The organism is Paenibacillus sp. PastF-3, from assembly GCF_029893135.1.
GTDB lineage: Bacteria > Bacillota > Bacilli > Paenibacillales > Paenibacillaceae > Paenibacillus_AQ > Paenibacillus_AQ nitricinens.
The window spans coordinates 56,195-81,531 of record NZ_JARXWM010000021.1; the positions used below are offsets into that span (position 1 = coordinate 56,195).

A 25,337-nucleotide genomic window follows, 5' to 3' on the forward strand; every position below is an offset into this window, starting at 1 on the left:
TCCGATCCGTTACACAATCTATTTAAATTAATTACATCTTAAACATTGATAATGATTATCAATTAGTATTAGGCAGCTCTTCTATTTTGTCAATCGCTGTTTAGTGATTTCTTTTATAAATGTATTTGAACTAAACAGGAACAATCTCTCAATATTGCATCCCCTATAATTTAGCATTAATATAAAATAATGAGACTTACTGAAAATAGTTAATGAGTATCGTATTGAGGACTATTGCATTTTCGCAAACTCACTAAGGAGTAGGAGTGTTTTTTATATGTTATAGGGGGAAACGAATATTGGGACCAATGACTGAAGCTGATGCTCTACGTGAATGGTTTACTCTTTCCGGTACAGTGAAAGACATTTATATTATCGAGGTTGATGAGAACAATAAAGTAAGGCGCCAGATAGGACCCACAAAGAAGAAAAAGAAATAAGCTTAGCCTGCAGCAACCTACTATAACTTGATTGAAAAAGAAATAAAACGTAAAAAAGCCCCACCGACCTTTATAGGTTGATGGGGTATTTTATTAAAAAGGAAATTGAGTAAGCGAGAATATTAAGAGTACTATCCCAACAATCGAAGACAGAGCAGCCATTTTATCTTTAGTTTTAAAATAGGTAGCTCCGCCATTAAAAATCAGAGCTCCGCACATCCCCATCATTGTCCAAGACATAATCACTTGATCCTGATCACGGAAAAAAAATATTGCCAGAATGATTGTTGCTGCACTAAATAGAATACCGAACAGCCTTAGTGCTTTCAGCAAAAAATCCCCTCCCGAAATATTATGGGCTAATGAATTTGCAGCTTACTCGATATTACAAGAAAAAATGTAGCCAATGGGCCACAAAGCAAAGAAATTAAAAACCAGTTTAAACCACTTCTATTTTTACCTTGCGCTAACCCGGCATTTATTAATGCTAACGTGCCCCAACCCACAAAATACCCGTTATCCATCACGCACACGACCTTTCAACATCATTTTATAGGAATACGAATATCCAATATAATGGTTTCATCATACATAGATTACCATTCCTATAATAGAATCAGCTGATTATACAGACAAAGATGGTGGAAAAGATAAAATCGTCCTAATTCAAGGTGAAAAGTCGTCCTCCAGTAGTGAACTTATAATTTTTATTAAGGATGATAAAATTGGTTGGGGATATTCGTCTAATGACAAGAATAAAGAACCCTTTAACGAAATGAGAAAATTCTTCAAAGAGCCTGTAAATAACACATCTGATTCAGGTACAACTGAACAGTCTCCTGAAGCGACACTTAAAGAAATTAGTAATTTTGTCATTTCAGATATTTGGAATGTTGGATTTGTTGATATCAGTTGGTATGCAAGTTCAGGAACTAGCTCTACAGGTGAAGCCATAGATATAGATTTTACAATTGAACAATTAGGAAAAGCGATGAGTACAAAATTAGAATACGATAATTACATCAACAACCTGGATGCCAAATACGATTCAATTAAAAACATCTGGTCTAAGCTCTCTGGTGAGATTGATCGTATGTACAAGCAAATCCAAGATACTCCTCCTATAGCAAATGATGCTACCACTAAATTAGATACAGGAATATTCAATCAGTACCAGGATGCTTTTAGTGATGAGGTAGATAAATTATCCAATTCTTAGATTAAAATAAATCCCTGCCAACCCCTCAGGTTGCAGGGATTTGTTATACATGCTGAGATTTCAACAACTACTTTATTCTTGTGGCGATAAGCTGGATCGTTTCATCAGAGTCTTTTACAAGACATTTCAAAGTAATGCCCAGTACAAGTGAAAATAAAGAGATCAAAAAACAAATGACTGTAATCATTGCTCCTCTTAAGTCATTTGTGAAATTATAACGCAAGATTTCTGAGAAGCTGCTAGTCGAAAAGAAAATTATAATCAAAATAAAAAACAATCCAAAAACACAAAATAAAATGTTTGATATTTTATTAACTCTTTCAAAATAACTCATTTATTCAACTCCTCTGATCAAGATAATAATCCACCAAGACATAAATGGTACCGGCAATACCAAAGGATTTGTGAACAACCCAAGAGAAAGGAAAAATTATAATTGGGTAAAGAACGGCTGAAAAAAGAAATGCTAAGAAAATAAAAACAAACCCTATATTTTGAACCCCATAGTATTCAGTCGTGTTGATTTTATTTCCTTCCCATAGCTCTAATCCAAAAGTGGCCAAGGTGAATAAAATCGTGAAACAAACCATAACATGATATGCTTAACTACACGCAAAGTAAAATTTCAAGCTTTATATATCAGCCGTTTCATTCATAAGTTCTATTGTTAAATCTGCTTCCAATAATCATTTAGCACTTGGTTCTATTGAAGTTAAAAAAGGTTTTTGCCCTATTCTACTATTATAGGAAACAAAGTACTCCTCATTTATATTAATCAACTTAAATATTCCTTTTGGGATTGTGACTGTAGTTTGATCACCGCTCATATTTTGTACTACTATTTCTCTTTTATCTACTGACACTACATTAACAACAGCAGATGTACCTGCCATCAAAAGGTACCATATTATAAATAAAAATATGATCAAAGGAAGAAAAGAGAAGATTTTACGATTATTCATATCTATCACCTCAGAGTAAGGATCATATAATGGACATGATAGTTACCTCCTATCCATTCCCGAACAATTCTTGTATATATTTTTCCGACATATATTCTCTAAACTCTTTATCTAATAAGTATATTTCATCTTGTTTTATCCACTGGTAGTTAAAAACAGTTCCACAGTCTTCTCCTTCACCCTCTCCAGTGAATCTCCACTTTTCAGGTAATCTTGTTTTTGGAATCAGAAGATAGTCATGTCTTTCAACATTTGCTTCTATATAATCCTTATAATAATATTGTGTTCCTATTTTCTTTACTAATTTAAATTGTTTAAGTCCACTTTCTTCTTGAATTTCCCTGAATAAGGCTTCTTCTTCTGTTTCCCCGGCATCGACATTACCACCTACTAATCTAAAGGGTACTTCTGGTACATTCAGATAAACTAATAAGGTTTTTTCTCCAACTTCATTGTCTTGCAAAATAAAACCGTATACCTTCTTTCTAATCGGTTTCCCTATCTTCATTCATCATGTCCCCCTATTTAGCTTCTTATTAACGATAATAAAAAAGTATTTGATCATTGATCAAATACTCCTCGCGTACGGTATTATGAAATATATACTCCCTTGAGGTCATCAAGTTATACTAGTCGAACATACCATAAATTTACTTTATTGTATTCTGAAAACCTAAATTAAACAAGAGTAACTCTTGTTTTTTGACAGAATACTTCCTCACACTCACTCCGCTTCTGTTTAGCACATTACAATCTATTGTGCATTTTATATAGAGAAGCTTAATAGAAAGGGGTGAATCAGAATGGCAACTCGTCAACCTGATTTAGTGTTGATCACTTGGAGCAGAAATCCTTTGGTTCGTGGCTCTGCGCGTAGGATTATTTCTGTCCGCATCATTGGAGATGCTGAGCCTTGTCGACCTAGCTTAAGACCCAACGGGCTACTTGACACCGCCTTAGCTTGTTTATTAGATAATGACGTTGGTTTTAAAGTGGTGTTTCGTAAAAAAACTTCAAGGATTAGCGGCTATTTGCTGCTACAACGCCATTAATATTTTTAAGGGGCAGTTAAGTTGCTGCTCTTTTTTTTAGCGTTAAATAGAATCTGAATCTGATTGAAATTAGGTGAGTCCATGAACTTACAAGATGTAAAAAAGAGCTATGATTTAATTGTAAGCTTAGGTATGTCTTGTGCTCCTGCTATAAATATGCAAAGAAATAACCTGAGAACATTCTCCATGCCTCTCGACTGGATGATTTCTTATTCATTAACTGATGTAAACAGACTTTATAAAAATAGATTTCAGAATTTCATGGAGTTAACAAATCTGCAAATGCTCGAAGAGACACATTTTTTTCTAGAGGATGGCGTACCTGCTTATCCTAATGGGAACAAAAATGCTTTAGTGAAATCATATTTTATTCAGGACACCTTTTATAACATTATCTCGGTACATGATTTTCCAATCACCTTGGGTAAGCATTGGTCTACGACCTATTCATCTTATAAAGCAAAGCTGGATCTACGAATTAAGAGATTTTGGGACAAATTACTATGCAGTAAAAAAATTCTATTCATTAGATGGTTCGCCACATACGAACAGGCTGTAGAGCTACAAGCGATTTTGTCTGATATATTAAAGCCGAACGAATTCACTGTCCTTATCCTTTATCCCGTTCGTGAATTAACATCAGTACGAGAAATCCATTGGAATATTAATCATATTTGTGTGTTAGAATTTCCTGATGATATGAACGATTATGCTAGCTGGGATTATATTTTGAAAGATATACAAGTAACGAGCGATTAATTTATCTCCTATTTAAAAATGACCCTCTCATGGGTCATTAATGTTGACGGCTTCGGTCCATCAAATGATTAATCATTTCTTGCGCAGCAAAAACATATGGGTTCAGATATAACCTACTGATACTTACAAATATAGCAATAGGGTTACTGACTCCAAAATCACTTTGGCTCCAAAGTGATTTTGGATTTATAAGTTCAGGCTCTGCAAGATCATACTTTTCCATCAGCCTTTCCTTTGTTCCACTATCCATTACAGCTCCGTTTTCTTTATCCGCAAAAACTGCTCCTGATGAAAAATACGCCATGATCATTACAAAGGAAATGATGAGTATTGCTAGTTTCTTTTTACGCATAATACATCTCCTAATTCTTTCTATGTTCTATACTAAACTCTAAACCTTATACCAACTCAAATATTTCTCGGGTAATCGCAGGAAATCTATGTATTCGACAATCTTGATCATATGTAGATAATATTCTATGCATTAAATGGAATAAATAGGTTCAAAATCTATAATACACCTTACTCCATATAAAAACAAAAGCACCCCACAGCTAAAATTAGTAGGGTACTTTGTATTTGTATGATTCGCTGATATTTTACTATATCCAAATTCGGCAGAGTATTTTTATGGGGTTGGAGTTCCTCCGTTGGCATTTAGCGTTTCGCCACTGATATAGCTTGATTCCTGGCTAGCAAGAAATACATATGCCGGAGCCATCTCTGCAGGCTGTCCCGGACGACCTAGTGGTGTGTTCGCACCGAACTCCTTCAGCACCTCTTCCGGTTGTCCACCCACCACTTGAAGAGGTGTCCATACAGGACCTGGAGCCACTACATTCACTCGAATCCCCTTATCAGCGACTTGCTGGGCGAGAGATTTACTGAATGTATTGATAGCAGCCTTGGTCGTCGCGTAGTCCAATAGAATCGGCGAGGGGTTATAGGCTTGGATGGAAGAAGTGTTGATGATGGTGCTGCCTGGTTGCATATGCTTCACTGCCGCTTTGCACAGCCAGAACATGGCATACACATTCGTCTTAAAGGTATCGTCAAAATGCTTGGTAGTAAGATCAGCAATATCGGGGACGAATTGCTGCTTGCCCGCGATATTGGCTAAAATATCAATTCCTCCTAGCTGCTTAACCGCAGTATCGACGAGCTGTTCACAGTATTCCTCATCTTTTAGGTCACCTGGAATGGCGATTGCGGTACGTCCTGCTTCCTGCACCAGCCTGAGAACCTCTTTAGCATCTTCTTCTTCCTCCGGCATGTAGGATAGAACAATATCTGCGCCTTCACGAGCAAAAGCAATCGCAACGGCACGACCTATCCCGCTGTCCGCCCCTGTAACAATCGCTTTTCGACCTGTCAGACGTCCGGTGCCTTGATAGGTATCTTCACCTGTATCAGGTACGGGATTCATCTTCTTCTGGAGCCCCGGCTCTTGTTGCTGCTGTTGAAATTCAGGTCCTGCCTTGATGTACTGAGTGGTAGGATCTTGCATCGTATATTGGTTAGACATCGATCAATTCCTCCTTTATTTTTAGAAAACCATTTTTATTTAACGAACTCTTTGTTATGTAAACACAACAGTACACCGCTAAACATACCTCATCGATAGCACAGTCCTGAATATTTCCACAAAAATACCCCAACAACCTGATAAGGTGCTAGGGTATCTCATACTCTAAGTATCATTGATCATTTAATGGCCTTAAATTTCCTCAGACCTGTCTGGAACCGACTCATAACGAGTACGTATTTCATGATTTTTAGCGTAGATATATAAATCTAAAGCCACTATTCCTCTACGTGTCAATTTTACAAGCTGGACGAAAAAGTAGATTCCCAAGCCAATGGATATCATCCAAATTAAAAAGAACAAAACACCTACTCCCCCTCCGAAAAAAAGACCTGTGTGTTCCATACGATTTATCCGCTCCTTAGGAAATTCCATTTTTTATCAGTCTATATTAAATAAGATTAAATAAATATATGGAAACTCACACATGAATCGGGACACCCTCCACACAGTTTCGCGTATACATTACATAAAGGAGTGATAAATCATGGGCTTTTTTATTTTCCTCTTTGTTCTGTTAGCGCTACTTAACATCTTTTTCCCACAATTCGGATGGTACATGAGATACGGTTGGATGATCAAAGGCGACGTTGAGCCGAGTGAGGCTTATTTATTAATGACCCGCGTCAGCAGTATAGTGGCACTTATTGTCCTCTTTTTTATCTGGTCTAGCTTCTGACTTATCCTAACGCTCTTAATACATCCTCAATCTTGCGCTGATGCGACAATACGCCGTAATTCATCCAGGCCATAAAATCCACCTCATATACGCAACCGTTACGCACAGCAGGCAAGCTGCACCAGAGTTGTGTATCCAGCAGTTCCCGTCCTCCCCCTTCAAGCTGATCAAAGGTAATAAACAAATGGTCCGCCGTCAGATTGGCAAGCTCTTCTTTTGTCAGGTTCACCCGATTCTTTCCACGGGTCAACTTCCGAACCAAGCTGTGGGGCTGCAAGCCCAAATCATGATGAAGCACGCTACCTGTATACCCCAAATGCTCACATCCATAGAGAGTGATTCCGTAGACTGAGATTCTTAAACAAGCGATGGTCTGACTATGGACGGAACGGGTAAGCAGCTGCTTGGCTTGCTGTGCCCGATGCTCATAATTGCCTATCACTTCCTGGACACGCTCCGTTCTGCCAAAGACCGCTGCTGCAGAATATAATGTGGCACGCCAATCCTCTTGATGAACAGGCAGCTTGAACAACGGAGCGATCCGGCTGCACTCCTCCAGATGCCAGCGATGAAAGCCATTATCCAGCAAGATCAATTCGGGCGTATACCGGGAGAGCTCCTGCCAATTACGAGTCGAAATATCTACCGCAGGCACATCATGGAGAGCCAGGTACTCTTGCTTCCCCCACTCAGCGTGAGAATATTGCGCCACAGGAGTAATATCTAGAGCCAGCAGATAATCTTCCAAAAAAGGAGCGAACACCCTCATTCCATCCTGATGGAAGCTTCTGTATTGGCCGGGCGTAACACCAACCGATCTTTTAAAACGCCGATTAAAATAATACTCATTGCTGTACCCGACGGATAACGCGATTTCATGTAAGCGGTCATTCGTGAGCAGCAACTGCTGCTGCGCCCTTTCGATACGAAGCCCGTTCAAATGCTCCAAGGGAATCCGCCCTGTCACTTCTTTAAAGGTTTGTGTGTAGCGCGCACGTGTAATGCCTGCAACTTCAGCCAGTTGATCGACGGTTACAGCTTGATTATAATGTTCCTCCATATAGTGAATGGAACGCTGGATTGCCTCATGATCACCTGTGATCTGAACGACAGAGGAATTTGCACGCATGATTAACAGCAGCAGCTCCTGAAAGCGCGTATGGCCTGCGAACCATTCGATCTCATCTGTGCTTCTACGGCTATTGTAGATAGCCTCTAGCAATAATTTACATTGTGAAAAGGGTCTACAGCTTAACAACCCAGATCGAAGGATGTCCTCTTTAGTCCTTCTTTCTATTTCACTCTGCCTGTTTTCCCCGGTTTCGATGATTTCAAAAGTAAGCCGATAAAAGCTAAGCCCCCGCTCCTCGCCATTGATTTTGCTTAATAACCCAGGTTCGAACAAGAACCCAGTACCTTTTTCCAGTGGAAACTGCCTCGACTCAGCCTCAACGTACCCCTGTCCTTCCGATACAATGAGTAGCGTATGATCCTGAAATACTTCACTCTGTCCGCTTCCTGACAGGGATTGGGTCTCTATATTTATCAAGCTATAGAATAGCTTCCTTCTATTGCTGTCTTGCAAATCTTTTGCCATTCTCCCGCCCCCAATTGAGAATCATTTTCATTCACTTCAGTGTAAAACAAAAAAGAAGGTCTATCAAGGGTGCTGATAGACCTTCTTTTTGCTATTCCTTCAAGGCGGCTGCCGTTTATTTCACCATAGCTTCCAGCAGGTCATCAAGCTTCATCGAATTGGCTGTGATGGCACCAGTCTGCCAATGGGAACGTTCCATTCTATAAACATTCCCGTTCTTCACTGCGGGCAGGCTCTTCCACAGCGGCCCATCAAGAATTTGGATCGCTTCCTGATTCCCTTCAGTATCCCAGCCCCCGTTGTCAGGGAATACGATGATATGATCCGCTTCGAGCTGAGGAATAAGCTCTTCGGAAATAATAGATTGATATTCGGTCATTTCTGCAGCCATAGGCACGGGTGTCAGGCCAAATTGAGAATAAATCACACCGATAAAACGGTTTTTAACACCGAACAAAGCAAAGGTCTTATCCGCTACGTTGAGCCGGATCACTGCTACTTTTTCTTGCCCCAGAGCTTGTTGCAGTTTAGCTTTTCCATCTGCCACTTTCTGATCATACTCGGCGAGTACAGCCTCAGCCTTCTCCGGAATACCGAGCGCATCTGCAATCGCTGTAAGCACTTGTCTTGAGTCCTGCAGTGCCGCCTCAGGGAGACGATAGGTTGGTGCTATCTTGGAATATTGTTCATACCTCGCCGCATCCGCGCCTCCGTCCGCAATAATCAAGTCAGGGTCTTTCTCCAATAACGCTTCCAAGCTTCCGGTAATATCAAATTCTGGCACATCGAGATTTAAGTAATCCTGTTTGCCCCAGCTTGGATGATACCACTGAACCACCGGGGTAATCCCCAATGCCTTCAAATAATCTTCAAGGTAAATCCCGGCCACCCGTTTAGGGTTGACTGGAATCTCAACATCTCCGAATTCCCCTGTAATCGTCCGAGTTGCAACCTCTTCCGAAGCATTTGCACTTCCTTCGCTCGGTGTGCTGCTAGCTGAGGTTGATTCCTCTGCATTCTCTGTTTTAGCAACATTATCTTTCGTAATATTGCTATTCGTTCCGCATGCCGCCAGCGCGGTCAATACCATAATAAGTACTGCTGACCATAAAAACTTCCGACCCCATCTTACCATTATCCCTTCACTCCAATGCTATATTTTCATTGATTATCATTCTCAATAATCATTATCACAATAGTAGCATGACTTTTATAGCTTTCAATGCACTTTCTCCGCAAAAATCTTATACAAACTATTAACTAGTTTCTTCCCTTCCTCACAAATTTCTTTTTATTTACGATTGATTTATACCATGCTTTCGCTTACAATAAACTCATAAACGCGCGTTTATGAAAAGAGGGGAAACATGCGCAGCGAAGACATAGCTAAGTTGGCCGGGGTTTCCCGAAGTACGGTATCCCGCGTGATCAACAATTATTCTAACGTCCCTGAAGAGACCCGGGCCAAAGTGCTGCGGGTGATTGAGCAACATCAGTACGAACCGAACAGCTTTGCAAGGGCTTTAGCCGGTAAGAAGACCGATACGATCGGACTCTTCGCCATCAGTATGAACGAGAAGGAGAATACTACCCGAATTTATCAAAACAATTACTTTGCTCCATTCGTTGATGCCGTAGTCGACACCTCGAATGCCCGCGGATGTTATGTACTGATTCATACGGTGTACTCTCCCGACGATTTCATCAAGGTAAAGCAAGCTTTTCTCCAAAAACGGATTGACGGCGGTATCATTGTCGGCACTCAAAAGGATATTAATATCGTCCGAGAAATGGTAGGGCTCGACTCTCCTCTCGTATTAATTGATTATGATATTTCTGAGATTATGTCGGAGCATCTGGACCGCAATCATCTGGCCATTGTGAACTCCAAAGATTACGAGGGCACCACAGAAGCAATTGAATATTTGATCTCTCTGGGTCATCAAGAGATTGGCATCATCTGTGGTCAAATGAATACGTACTCTGGACGAGAGCGTTATACGGCTTATGAAGATACACTGAAGAAACATGGCCTGCCTGTAAATGAGAGATTTATTCTGAAAGGTGATTTTCTGAAAGAGACTGCTTACGAAGAGGTTAAGAAGCTTCTTGCTTCTGGAGAACCTTTGCCAACGGCCTTCTTCTCCTCCAACGATGATATGGCTATATCAGCGATGGAAGCGTTCTCCGAGCACGGAATCATTATCCCTGAGGATATCTCCATTGCCGGATTTGATGACATTCAGCTAGCATCCCGTATCCAGCCTAAGCTGACCTCTGTACGCTTGCCGATCTATGAAATGTCTAAGGCTGCAGTTGAAAAAGTAATCGAGCTGTGTGATTCACAGCAACCTACGTTCAGCACGATCAGCTTTCCAGCTCGTTTAGTGGAGAGAGATTCCTGTCAACCGCCGAAGAAATAGCTTAGGATCAATTCTTCACTGAAGAAATCTACATATTTTTTCGTGAAGCTGCTATGATTCGGTATCGATGATTGAAGTTACTGTTTAATTATCCTGCTTGAAGCCAATGAAAAAAACTCCCTTCCCTCGAGGGAATTTTTTCTGAAACTTATAAACGCGCGTTCACAATCGAAAGGAGACTTTCTCACATGAAATTCGGTACCTTTGACGACACTCGTAAAGAGTATGTAATTAACACACCTAAAACCCCTTACCCTTGGATTAACTATCTTGGTAATGAGCAATTTTTCGGACTTATTTCTAATACAGCTGGTGGTTACACCTTTTATAGAGACGCTCGTCTCAGAAGATTGACCCGCTACCGTTACAACAATATCCCACTGGATACTGGCGGCCGCTACTACTATCTTTATGACGATGGTGATTTCTGGACCCCAGGCTGGATGCCCGTAAAACGCGATCTCGACTTCTACGAATGCCGTCACGGTCTTGGTTACACTTCCATTACTGGCGAACGGAACGGAATTTCTGTGAACCAGCTTGCTTTTGTACCTATGGGTCATAATGCTGAAGTTCATCGTCTTATCGTGAAGAACACTGGCTCCGCTAAAAAGTCCGTGAAACTGTTCTCTTTTGCCGAATTCTGTCTCTGGAATGCACAAGATGATATGACCAACTTCCAACGCAATCTCAGCACTGGTGAGGTTGAAGTGAAGGATTCCGTTATCTATCACAAAACAGAATATCGTGAGCGCAGAAATCACTATGCTTTTTACTCCGTAAATAAAGAAATCGCTGGTTTCGATACGGATCGTGAAGCTTTCGTAGGGATGTACAACGGTCTGGAAAGCCCGCAAGCTGTAGTTGCAGGTGAACCTACTAACTCCGTAGCCAGCGGCTGGTCCCCTATCGGATCACATGCACTGAACATTACGCTTGAACCAGGCGAAGAACAAAGCTTCATCTTTGTGCTCGGCTACATCGAGAACCCTGAAGAAGATAAATGGGAATCCCTGAACGTAATCAACAAAAAACCAGCAGAAGCTATGATCGCGCAATTTGCTACAGATGCTCAAGTAGACGCTGCACTCGCTGCACTTGCTGCTCACTGGGATAATCTGCTGTCTAAGTATCAAATCCAAAGCGGCGACGAGAAACTGGATCGCATGGTTAACATCTGGAATCCATATCAATGTATGGTTACCTTCAACATGTCCCGTTCGGCTTCCTACTTTGAATCTGGTATTGGCCGTGGTATGGGCTTCCGCGACTCCAACCAAGACTTGCTCGGATTTGTGCACCAAATCCCTGAACGTGCTAAAGAACGTATTCTTGATATTGCAGCTACTCAATTTGAAGATGGCAGTGCCTATCACCAATACCAACCGCTCACTAAAAAAGGTAACAACGAAGTCGGCACCGGATTTAACGATGATCCGCTTTGGTTGATCCTAGGAACGGCTGCTTACATTAAAGAAACTGGCGACACTTCGATTCTTGATGAGCAGGTTCCTTTTGACAGCGATCCGGATAACACCGCTACTCTGTTTGAGCACTTGAAACGTTCCTTTGAGCATGTAACTAACAATCTCGGACCTCACGGCTTGCCACTGATCGGGCGCGCAGACTGGAACGACTGCTTGAACCTCAACTGCTTCTCTACTGAGCCGGGTGAATCCTTCCAAACTACTGCCAACATCGAAGGCCGCGTTGCGGAATCCGTATTTATCGCAGGCTTGTTCGTCTTCGTTGGACCGGACTATACTGAAATCTGCCGGATGCGCGGACTTAACGATGTAGCTGTGGATGCTGAAGCTAAGATTGACAACATGCGTGAAATCACACTGACGCACGGCTTCGATGGCGATTGGTTCCTGCGCGCTTATGATCACTATGGCGACAAGATTGGTTCCAAAGAAAACGAAGAAGGTAAAATCTTCATCGAACCACAAGGGATCTGTGTTATGGCTGGTATCGGTGTGGAAGATGGCCAAGCCGAAAAAGCGCTGTCTTCTGTTCAAGAGCATTTGGATACTAAATACGGTATCGTATTGCAACAGCCACCCTATTCCAAGTACTATCTGAACCTCGGTGAAATTTCTACGTACCCTCCGGGCTACAAAGAAAATGCCGGTATTTTCTGCCACAATAACCCTTGGATCATGATCGCTGAAACGGTACTCGGACATGGCGACAGAGCGTTCGAAATTTACGCAAAAATTGCTCCTGCATACCTGGAGGATATCAGCGAAATTCACCGCACAGAGCCTTATGTCTATTCCCAAATGATCGCAGGGAAAGATGCCGTTCGTCACGGGGAAGCTAAAAACTCCTGGTTGACTGGTACTGCTGCATGGAACTATGTAGCGATCACTCAATCGATCCTTGGTATTCAAGCCGATTTCAATGGTCTGAAGATCGATCCTTGTATTCCTACAGAGTGGGACAGCTTTGAAATCACACGTGTCTTCCGTGGAGATACTTACGTGATTCAAATCCAGAACCCGAACCATGTCTCCAAAGGTGTAGCTAGTCTTACCCTGGATGGCGTAGCTGTAGAAGGTAACATCATCGCTCCTGTTGGAGATGGCGCTGTTCACCAAGTAGTTGTACAACTGGGTTAATGCTTTTATTTAAAAAATCCGCTCAACCGTTCGTTTGAACGATTAAGCGGATCTAAACTAAACACTAGATGACTCCTGAGCTCTTCAGGGGTCATCTTTTTTTACCCTTCCACAACATCTGCTCTTAACTCACTCGCAACCTCAAGCATTCTCGGGATTACAGCTTCATTGCTGCCAGACACGTAAATATCCCCTTGATAATGTCTAAATGGGATTGTAGCATCACCAAAGCTCCACATAAAGAAATCTCCTTCAATGGTCATCGTAGTGGCGCCTGCTACTGTAAAAACGGATGTATAGGTGAAATCAGGTTTGGACGCGAAATACTGCTTGCACTCTTCTAAAGATATCGTTTGTGCCGAATCTCCATCATTCTGCATAGCTCTCGTAATTCGATAACGTTTGCTCATTGTGATGCCTCCAATATGTTCTGTAAAATAATCAACTACCTTGTCCCGATCAAATATAGCATACAATAAAGCTTACAATAAAGCGTAAATTCCAGCTATCCGAAACCATCCGATATGGCGAAAAAACCTGCAAAAGTACATTATTCTAGGATGAACATGCGCAGGGGGCGTAACGTGTCTACCTACCTCCTCATCAAAAAAAGGGACAGGCTGTAAAATACGGCCGCCCCGATCAGTGAATACTGTTAAACAGTAACCAGTCTCGCTATCTTTGCCTACCTATCTCTTACAGATTATCTTCCGGAATCCATACCTTCATTTCGCCACTGCCACGATTTCCCCATAAGTAATATGGAATAGCCTTAACCTTAACAGGTTGAAGGGGTGCTTTCTTTCTGCTGTAAAGTCCACCACTCCAGCCCTCTTGATCTACACGTAGTCCATCTGCCTCGACAACAACAGTACCACCAAGCAAAGTGTCATCAAAAACCGCAGTGAGTTTACTGTCTTCTATTAAAGAAATAGAGCTTAAAGGCTCACCATTATCGATACTTTCAAGGCAATACACAAGCGGTCCGCGTTGAATCGTTACTTTTTGTGCATCTGCACGCAAATTGGGATGAGCGTAAATGCGATGTGCCTCCATTGGGTCATTCACTTCGATTATGTCTCCTGCTCTCCACATTCTCCGAATAACGAGGTATCCCTGCTCCATGTTCTCAGCAGTATTCAGCGCTTCCCCATTGACTCTGATCTCCATTCCCAGACTCCACGATGGAATCCGCAAAGCAATCCCGAACTCCGCATCTACTTCAGGATTAATCTTCATTGACACTGTGCCTTCCCATGGATAGTTGCTCTCTTGATGAATCGTAACATCCGTTCCACTCAGCTTAGTGTTTAGCTCACTTCCAATATACAAATTCGTATAAAGTGTATCGCCATGAACCGTGTAAATATATTGATTGAGCGAAGTCAGTAGACGTGCCACATTCGGAGGGCAGCAGGCGCAGCCAAACCAGCCTTGACGCTCAGACTTCACATGATGTTTCTCGGGGTTGCAACTGCATGCCTGAGGCCACACTTCCAGTGGGTTCACATAAAAATAGTGCTTGCCATCCTGTGCCATCGAGCCCAACACATTGTTGTAAAGCGCCCGCTCCATGACATCGGCATAACGTGCATCCGGTGACATTCTCAGCATACGCTGTGCAAAAAAGATCAGCCCAATAGAAGCACAAGTCTCTGCGTACACCGAATCGTTTGGCAGATCATAATCAAAGGTGAACGCCTCACCTCTATGTGTAGAGCCGATCCCGCCTGTAATGTACATTTGCTTGTTCGTAATGTTATTCCACAGTCTCTCGCATGCTTCACGGAGTGATTCATCTCCCGTAATAGCGGCAAGATCAGCCATAGCAGTATACATATAAACCGCACGTACAGCATGGCCTACAGCCACCTCCTGCTCTCTTACTGGAAGATGACTCTGGTAATATTTCAAATCAAGAACTTCCTTCCGACCTGTGAAAAAATTGATGCCACCCAAATTATCCCATTGTTCCTTTAAGAAATTCGGTTGTTGACCCCGCTCATTAATAAAAAAACTGCTGAGCTTCAAATATCGTTCCTCACCTGTCAATTGATACAGCTTAACGAGCGCGAGTTCAATCTCCTGATGGCCATCATATCCCCGCAATTTGCCTTCTTCCGGTCCAAATATAGAATCGATATGATCGACCATCCGGCACATGATGTCGAGCAGTTTTCTTTTGCCAGTAGCTTCATAGTAAGAAACGGCAGCCTCAATGAAATGTCCAGCACAGTACAGCTCATGACAATCGTTCAGATTGGTCCAGCGTTTACCCGGTTCTTTTATCGTAAAATAAGTATTTAAGTATCCATCTTCCTGCTGGGCCTCGCCAATGAGGTCAATCACTTCATCCGCTTGACACTCTAGCTCAGGATTTCGTGTGATGCTTAAGGAATAACCAACGGCCTCCAGCCACTTAGCCACATCACTATCTTGAAATACCCAGCCGTAAAACTCGCCTGTCTTCCGGCCCGCAGCAATCTCAAAATTAGCAATGGCATGACTGGGTTCAGCTCCTGGTGCTCTATCATGCAATGCTTCATATTGATAGGGGATAACAACGTCCTGGACCAGCCTAATGTATCTGCCCCAGAAATCATCTTGAATGGTAACAGTTTGATCTTTTACAACTTCTTGATCTTGTATATTTTTGTTCATCATCATCTTCCCCTCAGCCTTATTTCATACTCGCTAATTGTAATTATAGGGGGTAGAATAGATTAAAAATACAATCAGAAGCAACCCCTTTTTTGTACTATTTCACACTTTAGAAAGGAGGGATAATTACAAAATGGACCCTTCATGTATACATTTCGCTGCGCCGCCATTTCCTTATTTTCTAGAATGCAATCGCACGGTTTATCAACCAGGAGATCAGCATCCTAGTAGAAGCCATATTGGGGTATTTGATCTGCTTATTGTAGAACAAGGCTGTCTATTTATCGGTGAAGAACATAATCAATGGGAGGTTTCCGCGGGACATACTCTACTTCTGCTACCTGATCGCTATCATTATTCCGTTAAGGCATGCGAAGAGACCACTTCATTCATATGGATTCATTTTCATACCCTCGCAGTTTGGTCCATTTCTGAGGGTGAACCCGTGTATATTAACCGTGAGACACATTTTCGGCAGTTTCTTACTCATCCGTATACCATTCGAGTGTCACAGTTCGGCCCCCTCCCTGACCCTTTTGAACGGAGCGGACAAGCCGAGATGCTATTACAGCTGTCTACGGGTCGGCGTTCCAGCGCAGTTTGGCAGCAGCAACGGATATTTGAAGAAATGCTGCGGATGATGGATCTAGCACAGCATGATACATCAGAAAGTCATGCGGTGGAAATCGCAGAGCAGACAGAGACTTATATCCGTAATCATTATACGGAGCCTCTCTCCAATGCCTCACTCGCGGACGCACTGCATTTTCACTATAACTACCTTACCCGCTGCATGAAACGAGTATATGGGCTGACTCCAATGGAATATTTGACGGATTACCGCTTGGAGCAAGCCAAGCTATTGCTTCTTAAGACAGAGCTCTCTATAGCCGGAATCGCAGAACGTACCGGCTTCGAGAGCGCCGCCTACTTCTCGCGTCGATTTGCTCAGCAGATTGGAATTTCTCCGCTTCGCTTCCGTAAGCGTTACTCCCGTTAAAAACACAGCCGCATGTCTCAAATTATTGGAGATGTGCGGCTTGTGTTTCATGAGATGCGTTTGCTAATGCGATTGGACAACACTCCGCTTGCTCACGCTTACCTATAACTCAATGTAAATCACTTTGCTCGATCCTCCGAATGTATAAGTAGCTTGATTAAAATGAAATTAACTACGGTGGTCCGATGAGTTGGCTAAGCGTAAACGGACAATCGCTACGTAAGGAAGGATGTTGTTGTTTGTTTGGTTTGTTGGTTTGGAAGCCGGATTCATAATCAGGTTTTTTTGTTCAACTGCAATTTTTTGGAAGTGACAAGCATATTTATAGACATGCCTTTAATGTGGAGATGTTAAATATGCGGCCATTAAGATACCTTATCATTCTTTTAGGAAGCTTACTCGTTGCTGCGGGAACTAATTTTTTTCTCGTACCATATAAAATCCTGGATGGGGGAATAATAGGGATAGCCCTCATTATTAATTATTTATCCGACGCTAAAATTGGCGTAGCTATAATTCTCTGCAGCTTCCCTATCTTTCTGCTCGCTTGGTTAAAGGAACGCGATATCTTTTACAACAGTGTACTCGGCCTATTGATTTCATCCTTTCTGATCGAGCTTCTCGGTCCTTTCCAATATCACTTTCTGTATTATTTTGAGTTTGGTTCCATTTCTAGCGCCATTATTGGCGGTTTTTTGATGGGAACGGGACTTGGGATTATGCTGCGGTTTAAAGCAAGTACGGGTGGCACCGATCTGCTCGCACAATTTATAAAAAGGTATGTCCCGCTAAATCTTGGACTCATCATTTTTTTGACAGACTTCATTATTATCGGGGCTGGAGGTATTCTGATTTCCAAGGAAACCTTCTTCCACTCCATCCTCACGATTATCTCTGGGGGTGTGGCTACAGGTCTGTGCACCCTTGAAACTAAAAATAAATGGAAGAAAATATGAATATACACGATCATATGTTCGTATTATAATAATGAGATAAAATATAAGGTACCTCTACCTCACCTGGAGCGTGTGAACCTATGAATAAAGAGCGTGTCGTTATGCTATCTGATTGTCAAAGCTTCTATGCCTCCGTAGAAAAAGCCTCTAATCCGCTGTACAGCAATAAGCCGCTGATCGTTGCTGGAGACCCAGCTAGACGGAGCGGTATTGTGCTGGCTGCCTGCCCTATAGCCAAATCCTATGGCATTACTACCGCCGAGACGTTGAAGGAAGCGCTGGCAAAATGCCCCGAAGTCATCGTGGTCAGACCACATATGCAGCAATATATCGATGTCTCCTCTCAAATCACAGATATTCTACGTAAGTTTAGCGACCAGGTAGAGCCCTATTCTATCGATGAACAGTTTATTGATGTCAGCGGTAGCCTCAGCTTATTTGGCAGTCCAAGGGAAATCGCTGCCGCCATTCAGGATCTAATTCGTAGAAACACAGGTGTGCGTGCGCGCATCGGCATAGGATATTCCAAGGTTACCGCCAAAATGGCTTGCGACCTGTGGGCCAAGAAGAACGCGGATGGTATATTCACCCTCGCTCACGAGGAGCTTCCGAATATGCTCTGGCCCCTCCCTATTAGCGAGCTGTTCATGGTAGGTCGCCGTATGTCCGCCCACTTCCAGAGTATGGGTATTTCAACAATTGGCCATTTAGCGCAGATGCCGCTAAGCGAGCTAAAATGGCGCATGCGGGAGAAATTCCACAAAAAATGCGATATCGACGCCGAGCTATATTGGCGGATAGCCAATGGCATCGATGACAGCCCCGTGAGCCCAAGCACCTATGAAGTCGCACCCAAAAGTGTCAGGCACCAAATGACGCTTCCACGGGATTACAATAAGCTGCAAGATATTAAGACCATCATTCTTGAGCTATCTGAGCTTGTATGTAGACGTTGCCGCAAATTGTTAATGCATGGTGCAGTCGTGTCTATCGGCTGCCAAGGTGCCAGCTTTGATGACCCAACAGGCTTCTCAAGACAGACTACAATGAGCGATCCTACAAATGCCACCCTACTGGTAAATGAGGCAGCTCTTTCTCTCTTCAAACTCCACTGGGACGGTCAGCCTGTGCGTAGAATCCACTTAAGCCTGTCCAGTCTATCTGACGAAAGCCAGTACCAGCTGACCCTATTTGAGTCTCGCCCTCGCTATCGAGAACTCGAACGTGCGACCGATGCCCTCAAGAATAAATACGGGGAGACGATCATTGGGCGAGCAGCTTCTTTTACAGATGCCGGGCAGCTTAAGGACAGATCTGGAAAGATTGGCGGACACTATAAATAAAAACTATATTAAAATACACACCATATCGTTTATAATGCTATATTGGGGTTGTTATTTTCACGTAGATGAAGCGACAATCGAAATATGTAAACATAGATAATCACATTCCTGAGGAGGACCGGAGAAGTTGGATAGCACGAGCAACACTAACACTACGTATTATGAAATCGTTGATCTCTGTCTTCTTGCTGGCAAGATCATGCTGCAGAATGGTGCAGAAACATCCAGAGTGGAAGATACGATGACACGAATGGCAGGATCTCTCGGGTTCCCAGGAGCACATAGCTATGTGACGCCAACCGTTATTATGTTCACCACAAATAGAATAGAACCTGTTAAGTTATACAGAATTGCGGAGCGGACAACAGATCTGCAGAAGGTATCGGAGGTCAATGACATTTCTCGGCGTCTAAGCGAACGTCAGATTACAGCTGAGGAAGCTCGTGCAAAATTAGGAGAAGTCGATGAAGCCTCACCTGTCTATCCCGTATGGCTGCAGATCTTAGCAGCCGCTCTTACTGGTGCTTGCTTCACCGTTATGTTTAAAGGCAGTTTGTGGGATGCTCTCCCCGCCTTGCCGATTTCCGGACTAGGCTTCGCTGCGGTCATCTATTTGCATCGTTTAGTGCAGACTAAATTCTTTGCAGAGTTTTCTGCTTCCTTCCTGATCGGACTTCTAGCCTTCTGTTCTGTAAAGCTGGGGATAGGTCAAGAGATGGACAAAATCATTATCGGCTCCGTTATGCCTCTAGTACCCGGGCTACTCATTACCAATGCCGTTCGTGATCTGATGGCCGGCCATCTGGTCTCAGGCATATCTAAGGGAGCCGATGCCTTTCTAACTGCATTTGCGATCGGTACAGGTATCGGGCTTGTACTATCACTATTTTAATATCCATGTGAAAGAGGTTAGCCCTTCATGATTTTGCAACTTATAACCAGTTTTATCGCTGCGGCAACCTTCTGTATTCTATTTAATGCGCCTAAGCGCTCACTACTACAGTGTGGTTTTGCCGGAATGGTGGGCTGGATGGTGTATGTGCTTCTTAATGTAGATTTCGGGCCTGTCGTAGCTACGTTTGCAGCTAGTGTAATAGTGGGCATCGTCAGCCAATTTTTCGCGCGATCCTTCAAAATGCCGGTTATTATTTTTAGTGTAGGTGGTATTATCCCGCTTGTTCCGGGTGGTCTCGCTTACGATGCTATGCGTAAATTTGTGGAAGAGGACTATACCCTGGCTGTAGAAATCGCTGTTCGGGCATTAATGCTCTCTGGAGCCATTGCAGCTGGACTCGTACTAAGTGATGTAATTGGACAAATGTTCCGTCGTCGTGCAATCAAATAACAGCATACTTCTTCAAAAAAAAGAAATCGCCTGTTGGTACAATGGTGGTCACCCATCCATCTCCCAAGGAGCGATTTCTTTGTTCATCTCTATGCAAATACTGCTTCAGGGAAGGCTAAAGGCGCACTCGGATGAATACTATTGATGCTAGTGTTCTTGATCCAGGACAGCCCTACAGTACCCTCACCCGCATGAACAGCCACAGCAGGAATATAGGTCATAATCTCAGTTCGTAAGTCAGGTGCCATTGCTTTTATGTCCTCTTCTAGCTTGAGTGCCATCTCTAAATTATTAGAATGCATGATACATACATCACTAACAAGCCCTACATCCTGTTTAAATATCTCCAAAAGCGCCTGTTGCGTCTTCTTCATTGTACGGATTTTCTCCACAACAACGACCTTTCCTTCGTCAAAACGAAGCAGCAAGTTTATGCGCAGCAATTGGCTAAGTACAAATTGTGTTCCAGAAACACGTCCACTGCGATGAAGCTGTGTCAAGCTTGCAGGAATTAAGTAAAAGGACATATTCTCAATAATATTTTCAATCTTCGCTTTAATTTCTAATCCAGTAAAGCCCTTCTTCTGCCAATGTATACCGCGCATGATCATTTCCCGGATCGGATAAGCGCCAACCTTGGCATCAATTCCAATCACATTGGCCTCCGCTATTTCGGCGCCTTGCATCGAAGCATTATAGGTGCCGCTAAGCTCTGACGATAGATGTACAGCGATAATTTCATCGTATTCTTCCTTCAGCCGTTCATATAGCTCAATAAACTCACCGATTGGAGGCTGTGAGCTGCCTACCTTTTCATGCTGGCGCATTTTCTCATAGAAGTCATCAATCGTAATATCTATATTTTCTTTATAACATTCGTTGTTGATAATAATCCGTAACGGAATAATATATACATGATTATTCTTAGCGAACTCCGGATCTATGATACTTGTACTGTCGGTTACCCAGGCAATTGATTTCATGGTCATTTGTCACTTCTCTCTCTCATAAAAAGGAATAGTAGAATGAATGAGGAGACAAGGGCCAAAAATTTCAGACCATTGAATCACACGCTCACCCTGAATAATCAACTTAAGAATTGAACAGCGGTTAAGGACTCCGCGTATTCGTAAATTATACAGGATAACAAGTGTGAATATAGGCAAAACAGGCCGTTCATGCAAATTTTAATCCATTTAATTCAACATTATTCGACATTTTTTCACATTATATATGACGAATATACCTATCCTAATAGCGCCACTTCATGTTATGAAAAAGCTAAACCACAGCAAAAATATCCCCGTCCCCACCCTCACCGTTCTTCCATAAATCAACGCGCGGTAGTTACATTAATAGGTACACTTTACATTTGTAACAGTACGGGGCTAAATTATAATTTGGTCAGATATGGCCCGGCATCTGTCGATGGTCCAACTTTCCCTGTTGGCGGGCTGCGTTCACCTTTATGAAGATTAGTTACCTTCTGCTGTGGTAAATCTTTTTACGGTGTTGTCAAGGATACCGTCCAGTTCTTCTCCTGAATCTTAAAATCCAACTCGCGGTAAGCTTTGGACAGCTCATCCATCTGCTTCTGAATTTGAGCGACATCCACCGTTCTCTGAAAACGAACCTCCGTGCGGCTGTAACGATCCTGAGTAATAGAAGCCTGTTCGAGCAAATCGCTAAACAGCTTCCGTAGCTGTAACATTTTGTCCCGTTCCGCTAGCGCATCGGCGATACTCCAAATCTCATTGAAGGCTACGGATGAATTCGTTCGATTGATCGCTCGGATCAGAATTGTCTGTTCATTCACAGCTCTTTCTAACTCCTGCAAAAGAACTTCAGGTTGTTCAGCCGGCTCCTCACCCTCTTGAACTTTAACGACTCGCTCCAGCCGCTGCTTTAGCTGCGCGATTTTACGGGTTAGATCACTTCGATTCACTAACGCTTCCGCAAGTTTCATATCTGGATTCCCCCTAAAATTTTTTGATAGCTGGCGATATCCAGCCTCCGGCCAAATTTAGAGCCAATCTCCTTAAAGTAAGCACATTGTTCATATCCATTTTTCAGAAAAAGTTGGCAACTGCGCTCATTCTCTGAGCATACAGTAGCCACTAACACATGAAAATCCATCTCGACAGCCTTTTTTTCAATAAAGCGTAAGGCATGCCCTCCTATTCTTTTACCCACACAAGCTGGTTTCAAATACACACTGATCTCCCCAGAGCTATCATAAGCCGGTTTACTCTTATGTCTAGCAATCAGCACATAACCCTGAATGATATTATCCCAGGATAAAATCACGTACGATTTGAATCGCGGATCATCATTCATTACGGATTGACGCATTTCGTCCAAACTTAAGGGCTCCGTGTGAAACGATACCGTGGTGTTCAGCACATAGTAGTTATAAATATCAAGGACATCCGCCAAATGCTCTTCCCGAATTTCAGTGAATAACAAGCTTTCTCCCACTACTTTGTTCAGCACAGCTAATCCTCCCAAATCGATGTCTCTAAATGATCTACGAACTTGCGTAATTTACCGGCTAGCTTGCGGTTAATGGTTCCATCCTGATACATCTGCTGCACCTTATCCCGCTGCTCTTGAATGGCTTTTAGCTTCATTTCAAGCTTTTGATCATCAACCAGACCATCCTTTGTCCAGCCTTTCCCTTGCTCAAGACGAGAAATTAGCTGCTCATAACTGCTGGCAACCTTCTCGGCTGCACTTCGGTTGTTCTCGTTCTTACTGACATCAATAGCAGCTATAGCAGCATGGGCCATGGCAATTTTCGCTTCTTTAGCACACTCAGTCCGTTCCAGCATTTGTTGGCTAGCTTCCCCTTCATTCTGTCCTGAGAACATTCCCGCAAACAGCCGTCTAATCTCGGTAATCGATATTCTGATTTGTGAATTTAGACTTCTGGCTAGAAAAACCTCACTATGATCCAAGAATTCTCCCAGCTTCTGAGCCACTGAGGCGGGAATCTCATTGTTCTCTAGCAATCGGTTCAGTTCTTTACGTTCAGCTTGCAGACCTACAATCCTCGCTTCAACACCCAGTCGGCGGAAGTTCTCAAGTACTGGATCATTCGCTTGGTCCTCACGGTTTAGACTATAAACCTTTTCTCTAAATTCACTCAAAGCCGGTTGTGCGGATTCCTTACTTTCTTCTGTCATCATACTTTGCAGCATGGTTAAACCGGCAGCAATAACTTTAGACTTGGCCGCCTGCTCGGCTCCTGTCTCACCTGATTCGGCAACTGGCTCTTCTTTACCTGCTAGGATCGGCAAAAAGATACTGGCGATCAGAAGCGACATTAGAATAACACCTGCGGCGATAAAGATGATTAAGTCACGCTCAGGAAATGGCGATCCATCCCCAAGAAAAAAGGGAATCGAGAATGCACCCGCTAAGGTAACCGCTCCACGCACTCCTGAAATCGTGAGGATTACTAGTGACTTAACAGATGATTCCTCCATTTTTCGCATACGAGATCCTACTAAAGAGAACACATACACCCATACAAACCGTAGTACAAACAGCAGCAAAGTAATGGCTAATACAAAACCTACAACTATAAGATTATCCACGGCCGTATCACGGTAGATCACTTCAATAACGTCTGGAATAGATAAGCCAAGAATAAGGAAGACCAGGCCATTCAATATATAGAGCAGAACAGACCATGTACTAGCGGATACCAGTTGTAGCTTATACTGCGGAGATACGGCACGGTCCTTCTCAACCGCATGAATAATCCCCCCTGCAACCACTGCCAAAATGCCAGATACCCCTATCTCTTCACTGATCAAATAAATAATAAAAGGAGTTAGGATTTGCAGCAGCACATGCACTGTGATATCCTCCATCCCCAGTCTGCGAATAATTACACTTAGCCGAATCAGAAGAAAAGCCAATAATGCCCCAACGATCAACCCGCCTACAGCTATAACTACAAAGCTAATGGAGGCTTTTGGTAAAGAAAACAAACCCGTAACTGCTGCAGCAATGGCAAAGTTAAAGGCAACAAGTCCGGAGGCATCATTCATTAATGATTCGCCCTCTAGAATGCGATGAATACTCTTAGGAAGATGCACCCTTCCAGCGATTGCGCTGACCGCGACCGCATCTGTAGGTGATAAGATCGCTGCCAGCGCAAATGCAGCTGCTAGCGGTATCGTTGGAATCATCCAGTTTATCGAATATCCAGCAATAAGCACCGTAGCAAAAACCAATCCCAGCGCTAGCATTAAGATCGGACCCCGTAAGTTCCATAATTCATTTCTTGGTGTCCGTTTCCCATCATTGAACAAAAGCGGTGCAATAAACAATACGAAAAACAGCTCTGGTTCCAATGTCACATGTATTCCCAAAGGCATTAACACAACCATTACACCCAGACCAATTTGAATTAACGGTATTGGCACAAAGGGAATAAATCGGTTTATGATGTTCGATATTGCGATAAGGCCCAGTAGGACGAGTACAACTAGAAAAGTCTCCAAACCACATCAACTCCCTTTTTAATTTGGTTATTATATCGTAAAGCTTCGGGTAAGGGAAAAATTTAGAAATAGAAGTTCTCATAATAATGTCCCCAAGAAATTACACAAAAAATACATCAGATGAATATTGACAATAATATTTATTTATGTTATAATTATAAATTACACTATTGAAATT

The 25,337-nt window shown here is 42.7% G+C and carries 25 protein-coding genes; 12 read left to right on the plus strand and 13 right to left on the minus strand.

Features of this window, described 5'->3' with window-relative positions; all coding sequences use genetic code 11:
* Positions 1-299 precede the first annotated feature (299 nt).
* Positions 300-440, plus strand: coding sequence for a hypothetical protein (locus M2444_RS28520; RefSeq protein ID WP_156113100.1), 141 nt, complete (start codon positions 300-302; stop codon positions 438-440).
* 93 nt (positions 441-533) lie between these two features.
* Here the strand turns inward: M2444_RS28520 and M2444_RS28525 are convergent, their stop codons facing one another.
* Positions 534-773 (minus strand): hypothetical protein, encoded by a 240-nt coding sequence (locus M2444_RS28525; RefSeq protein ID WP_094871378.1) that lies wholly within the window; start codon positions 771-773, stop codon positions 534-536.
* A 442-nt stretch (positions 774-1,215) separates the two neighbouring features.
* On the opposite strand from M2444_RS28525, the gene M2444_RS28530 reads away from it, so the two are divergent.
* On the plus strand, positions 1,216-1,659 hold the full coding sequence (locus tag M2444_RS28530) for a hypothetical protein (RefSeq protein ID WP_094871376.1): 444 nt from the start codon (positions 1,216-1,218) through the stop codon (positions 1,657-1,659).
* Positions 1,660-2,345: 686 nt separating this feature from the next.
* On the opposite strand, the gene M2444_RS28535 is transcribed toward M2444_RS28530, so the two are convergent.
* Positions 2,346-2,621, minus strand: coding sequence for a hypothetical protein (locus tag M2444_RS28535; protein WP_042187280.1), 276 nt, complete (start codon positions 2,619-2,621; stop codon positions 2,346-2,348).
* A 49-nt stretch (positions 2,622-2,670) separates the two neighbouring features.
* Positions 2,671-3,129, minus strand: a complete 459-nt coding sequence (locus M2444_RS28540) for an NUDIX domain-containing protein (RefSeq protein ID WP_280788677.1) — start codon at positions 3,127-3,129, stop codon at positions 2,671-2,673.
* A 295-nt stretch (positions 3,130-3,424) separates the two neighbouring features.
* On the opposite strand from M2444_RS28540, the gene M2444_RS28545 reads away from it, so the two are divergent.
* A complete protein-coding gene (locus tag M2444_RS28545) occupies positions 3,425-3,673 on the plus strand; it encodes a hypothetical protein (RefSeq protein WP_094878161.1) in 249 nt (82 codons plus the stop codon).
* An 81-nt stretch (positions 3,674-3,754) separates the two neighbouring features.
* Positions 3,755-4,432: a DUF1796 family putative cysteine peptidase gene (locus M2444_RS28550; RefSeq protein ID WP_094878162.1), complete on the plus strand. Its 678-nt coding sequence runs from the start codon at positions 3,755-3,757 to the stop codon at positions 4,430-4,432.
* A 37-nt stretch (positions 4,433-4,469) separates the two neighbouring features.
* Here M2444_RS28550 and M2444_RS28555 read toward each other — a convergent pair whose 3' ends face one another.
* Positions 4,470-4,784, minus strand: coding sequence for a hypothetical protein (locus M2444_RS28555; protein ID WP_094878163.1), 315 nt, complete (start codon positions 4,782-4,784; stop codon positions 4,470-4,472).
* Between the two features lie 276 nt (positions 4,785-5,060).
* A complete protein-coding gene (locus M2444_RS28560) occupies positions 5,061-5,957 on the minus strand; it encodes an SDR family oxidoreductase (protein WP_094878164.1) in 897 nt (298 codons plus the stop codon).
* Positions 5,958-6,504: 547 nt separating this feature from the next.
* Between M2444_RS28560 and M2444_RS28565 the strand changes: the two genes are divergently transcribed.
* Positions 6,505-6,696 (plus strand): DUF6199 family natural product biosynthesis protein, encoded by a 192-nt coding sequence (locus tag M2444_RS28565; protein WP_280788678.1) that lies wholly within the window; start codon positions 6,505-6,507, stop codon positions 6,694-6,696.
* Position 6,697: 1 nt separating this feature from the next.
* Here the strand turns inward: M2444_RS28565 and M2444_RS28570 are convergent, their stop codons facing one another.
* Together M2444_RS28570 and M2444_RS28575 are read right to left on the minus strand one after the other, a co-directional pair.
* A complete protein-coding gene (locus M2444_RS28570; RefSeq protein ID WP_280788679.1) occupies positions 6,698-8,293 on the minus strand; it encodes a helix-turn-helix domain-containing protein in 1,596 nt (531 codons plus the stop codon).
* Positions 8,294-8,408: 115 nt separating this feature from the next.
* A complete protein-coding gene (locus M2444_RS28575; RefSeq protein WP_280788680.1) occupies positions 8,409-9,428 on the minus strand; it encodes an ABC transporter substrate-binding protein in 1,020 nt (339 codons plus the stop codon).
* Positions 9,429-9,660: 232 nt separating this feature from the next.
* On the opposite strand from M2444_RS28575, the gene M2444_RS28580 reads away from it, so the two are divergent.
* Complete coding sequence (locus tag M2444_RS28580) at positions 9,661-10,716, plus strand: LacI family DNA-binding transcriptional regulator (protein WP_280788681.1); 1,056 nt, start codon at positions 9,661-9,663, stop codon at positions 10,714-10,716.
* A gap of 188 nt (positions 10,717-10,904) precedes the next feature.
* Positions 10,905-13,340 (plus strand): glycoside hydrolase family 94 protein, encoded by a 2,436-nt coding sequence (locus M2444_RS28585; RefSeq protein ID WP_280788682.1) that lies wholly within the window; start codon positions 10,905-10,907, stop codon positions 13,338-13,340.
* 101 nt (positions 13,341-13,441) lie between these two features.
* Here the strand turns inward: M2444_RS28585 and M2444_RS28590 are convergent, their stop codons facing one another.
* Positions 13,442-13,750 (minus strand): hypothetical protein, encoded by a 309-nt coding sequence (locus M2444_RS28590; RefSeq protein WP_094871350.1) that lies wholly within the window; start codon positions 13,748-13,750, stop codon positions 13,442-13,444.
* A 286-nt stretch (positions 13,751-14,036) separates the two neighbouring features.
* Entirely contained in the window at positions 14,037-16,001 is a 1,965-nt protein-coding gene (locus M2444_RS28595) for a glycoside hydrolase family 127 protein (RefSeq protein WP_280788709.1), read from the minus strand.
* Between the two features lie 133 nt (positions 16,002-16,134).
* Between M2444_RS28595 and M2444_RS28600 the strand changes: the two genes are divergently transcribed.
* From M2444_RS28600 to M2444_RS28620, 5 genes are all read left to right on the plus strand, one after another.
* Complete coding sequence (locus M2444_RS28600; RefSeq protein WP_280788683.1) at positions 16,135-17,001, plus strand: helix-turn-helix transcriptional regulator; 867 nt, start codon at positions 16,135-16,137, stop codon at positions 16,999-17,001.
* A gap of 347 nt (positions 17,002-17,348) precedes the next feature.
* A complete protein-coding gene (locus M2444_RS28605; protein ID WP_094871412.1) occupies positions 17,349-17,957 on the plus strand; it encodes a YitT family protein in 609 nt (202 codons plus the stop codon).
* Between the two features lie 80 nt (positions 17,958-18,037).
* Complete coding sequence (locus M2444_RS28610; protein ID WP_280788684.1) at positions 18,038-19,300, plus strand: DNA polymerase IV; 1,263 nt, start codon at positions 18,038-18,040, stop codon at positions 19,298-19,300.
* A gap of 127 nt (positions 19,301-19,427) precedes the next feature.
* Positions 19,428-20,192 carry a threonine/serine exporter family protein gene (locus M2444_RS28615; RefSeq protein WP_042187254.1) on the plus strand — a complete coding sequence of 255 codons (765 nt, stop codon included), beginning with the start codon at positions 19,428-19,430 and terminating at the stop codon, positions 20,190-20,192.
* Positions 20,193-20,219: 27 nt separating this feature from the next.
* Positions 20,220-20,645 (plus strand): threonine/serine exporter family protein, encoded by a 426-nt coding sequence (locus M2444_RS28620; protein ID WP_094871344.1) that lies wholly within the window; start codon positions 20,220-20,222, stop codon positions 20,643-20,645.
* 89 nt (positions 20,646-20,734) lie between these two features.
* On the opposite strand, the gene M2444_RS28625 is transcribed toward M2444_RS28620, so the two are convergent.
* The 4 genes from M2444_RS28625 to M2444_RS28640 all read right to left on the minus strand — a co-directional run bounded on the left by M2444_RS28625 (position 20,735) and on the right by M2444_RS28640 (position 25,159).
* Positions 20,735-21,634, minus strand: coding sequence for a DegV family protein (locus M2444_RS28625; RefSeq protein ID WP_306440402.1), 900 nt, complete (start codon positions 21,632-21,634; stop codon positions 20,735-20,737).
* A gap of 515 nt (positions 21,635-22,149) precedes the next feature.
* A complete protein-coding gene (locus tag M2444_RS28630; RefSeq protein ID WP_094871342.1) occupies positions 22,150-22,611 on the minus strand; it encodes a DIP1984 family protein in 462 nt (153 codons plus the stop codon).
* Positions 22,608-23,138, minus strand: a complete 531-nt coding sequence (locus tag M2444_RS28635) for a GNAT family N-acetyltransferase (protein WP_256989874.1) — start codon at positions 23,136-23,138, stop codon at positions 22,608-22,610. The genes M2444_RS28630 and M2444_RS28635 overlap by 4 nt, the downstream gene beginning before the upstream one ends.
* A 2-nt stretch (positions 23,139-23,140) precedes the next feature.
* Complete coding sequence (locus tag M2444_RS28640) at positions 23,141-25,159, minus strand: Na+/H+ antiporter (RefSeq protein ID WP_280788685.1); 2,019 nt, start codon at positions 25,157-25,159, stop codon at positions 23,141-23,143.
* Positions 25,160-25,337: the final 178 nt, after the last annotated feature.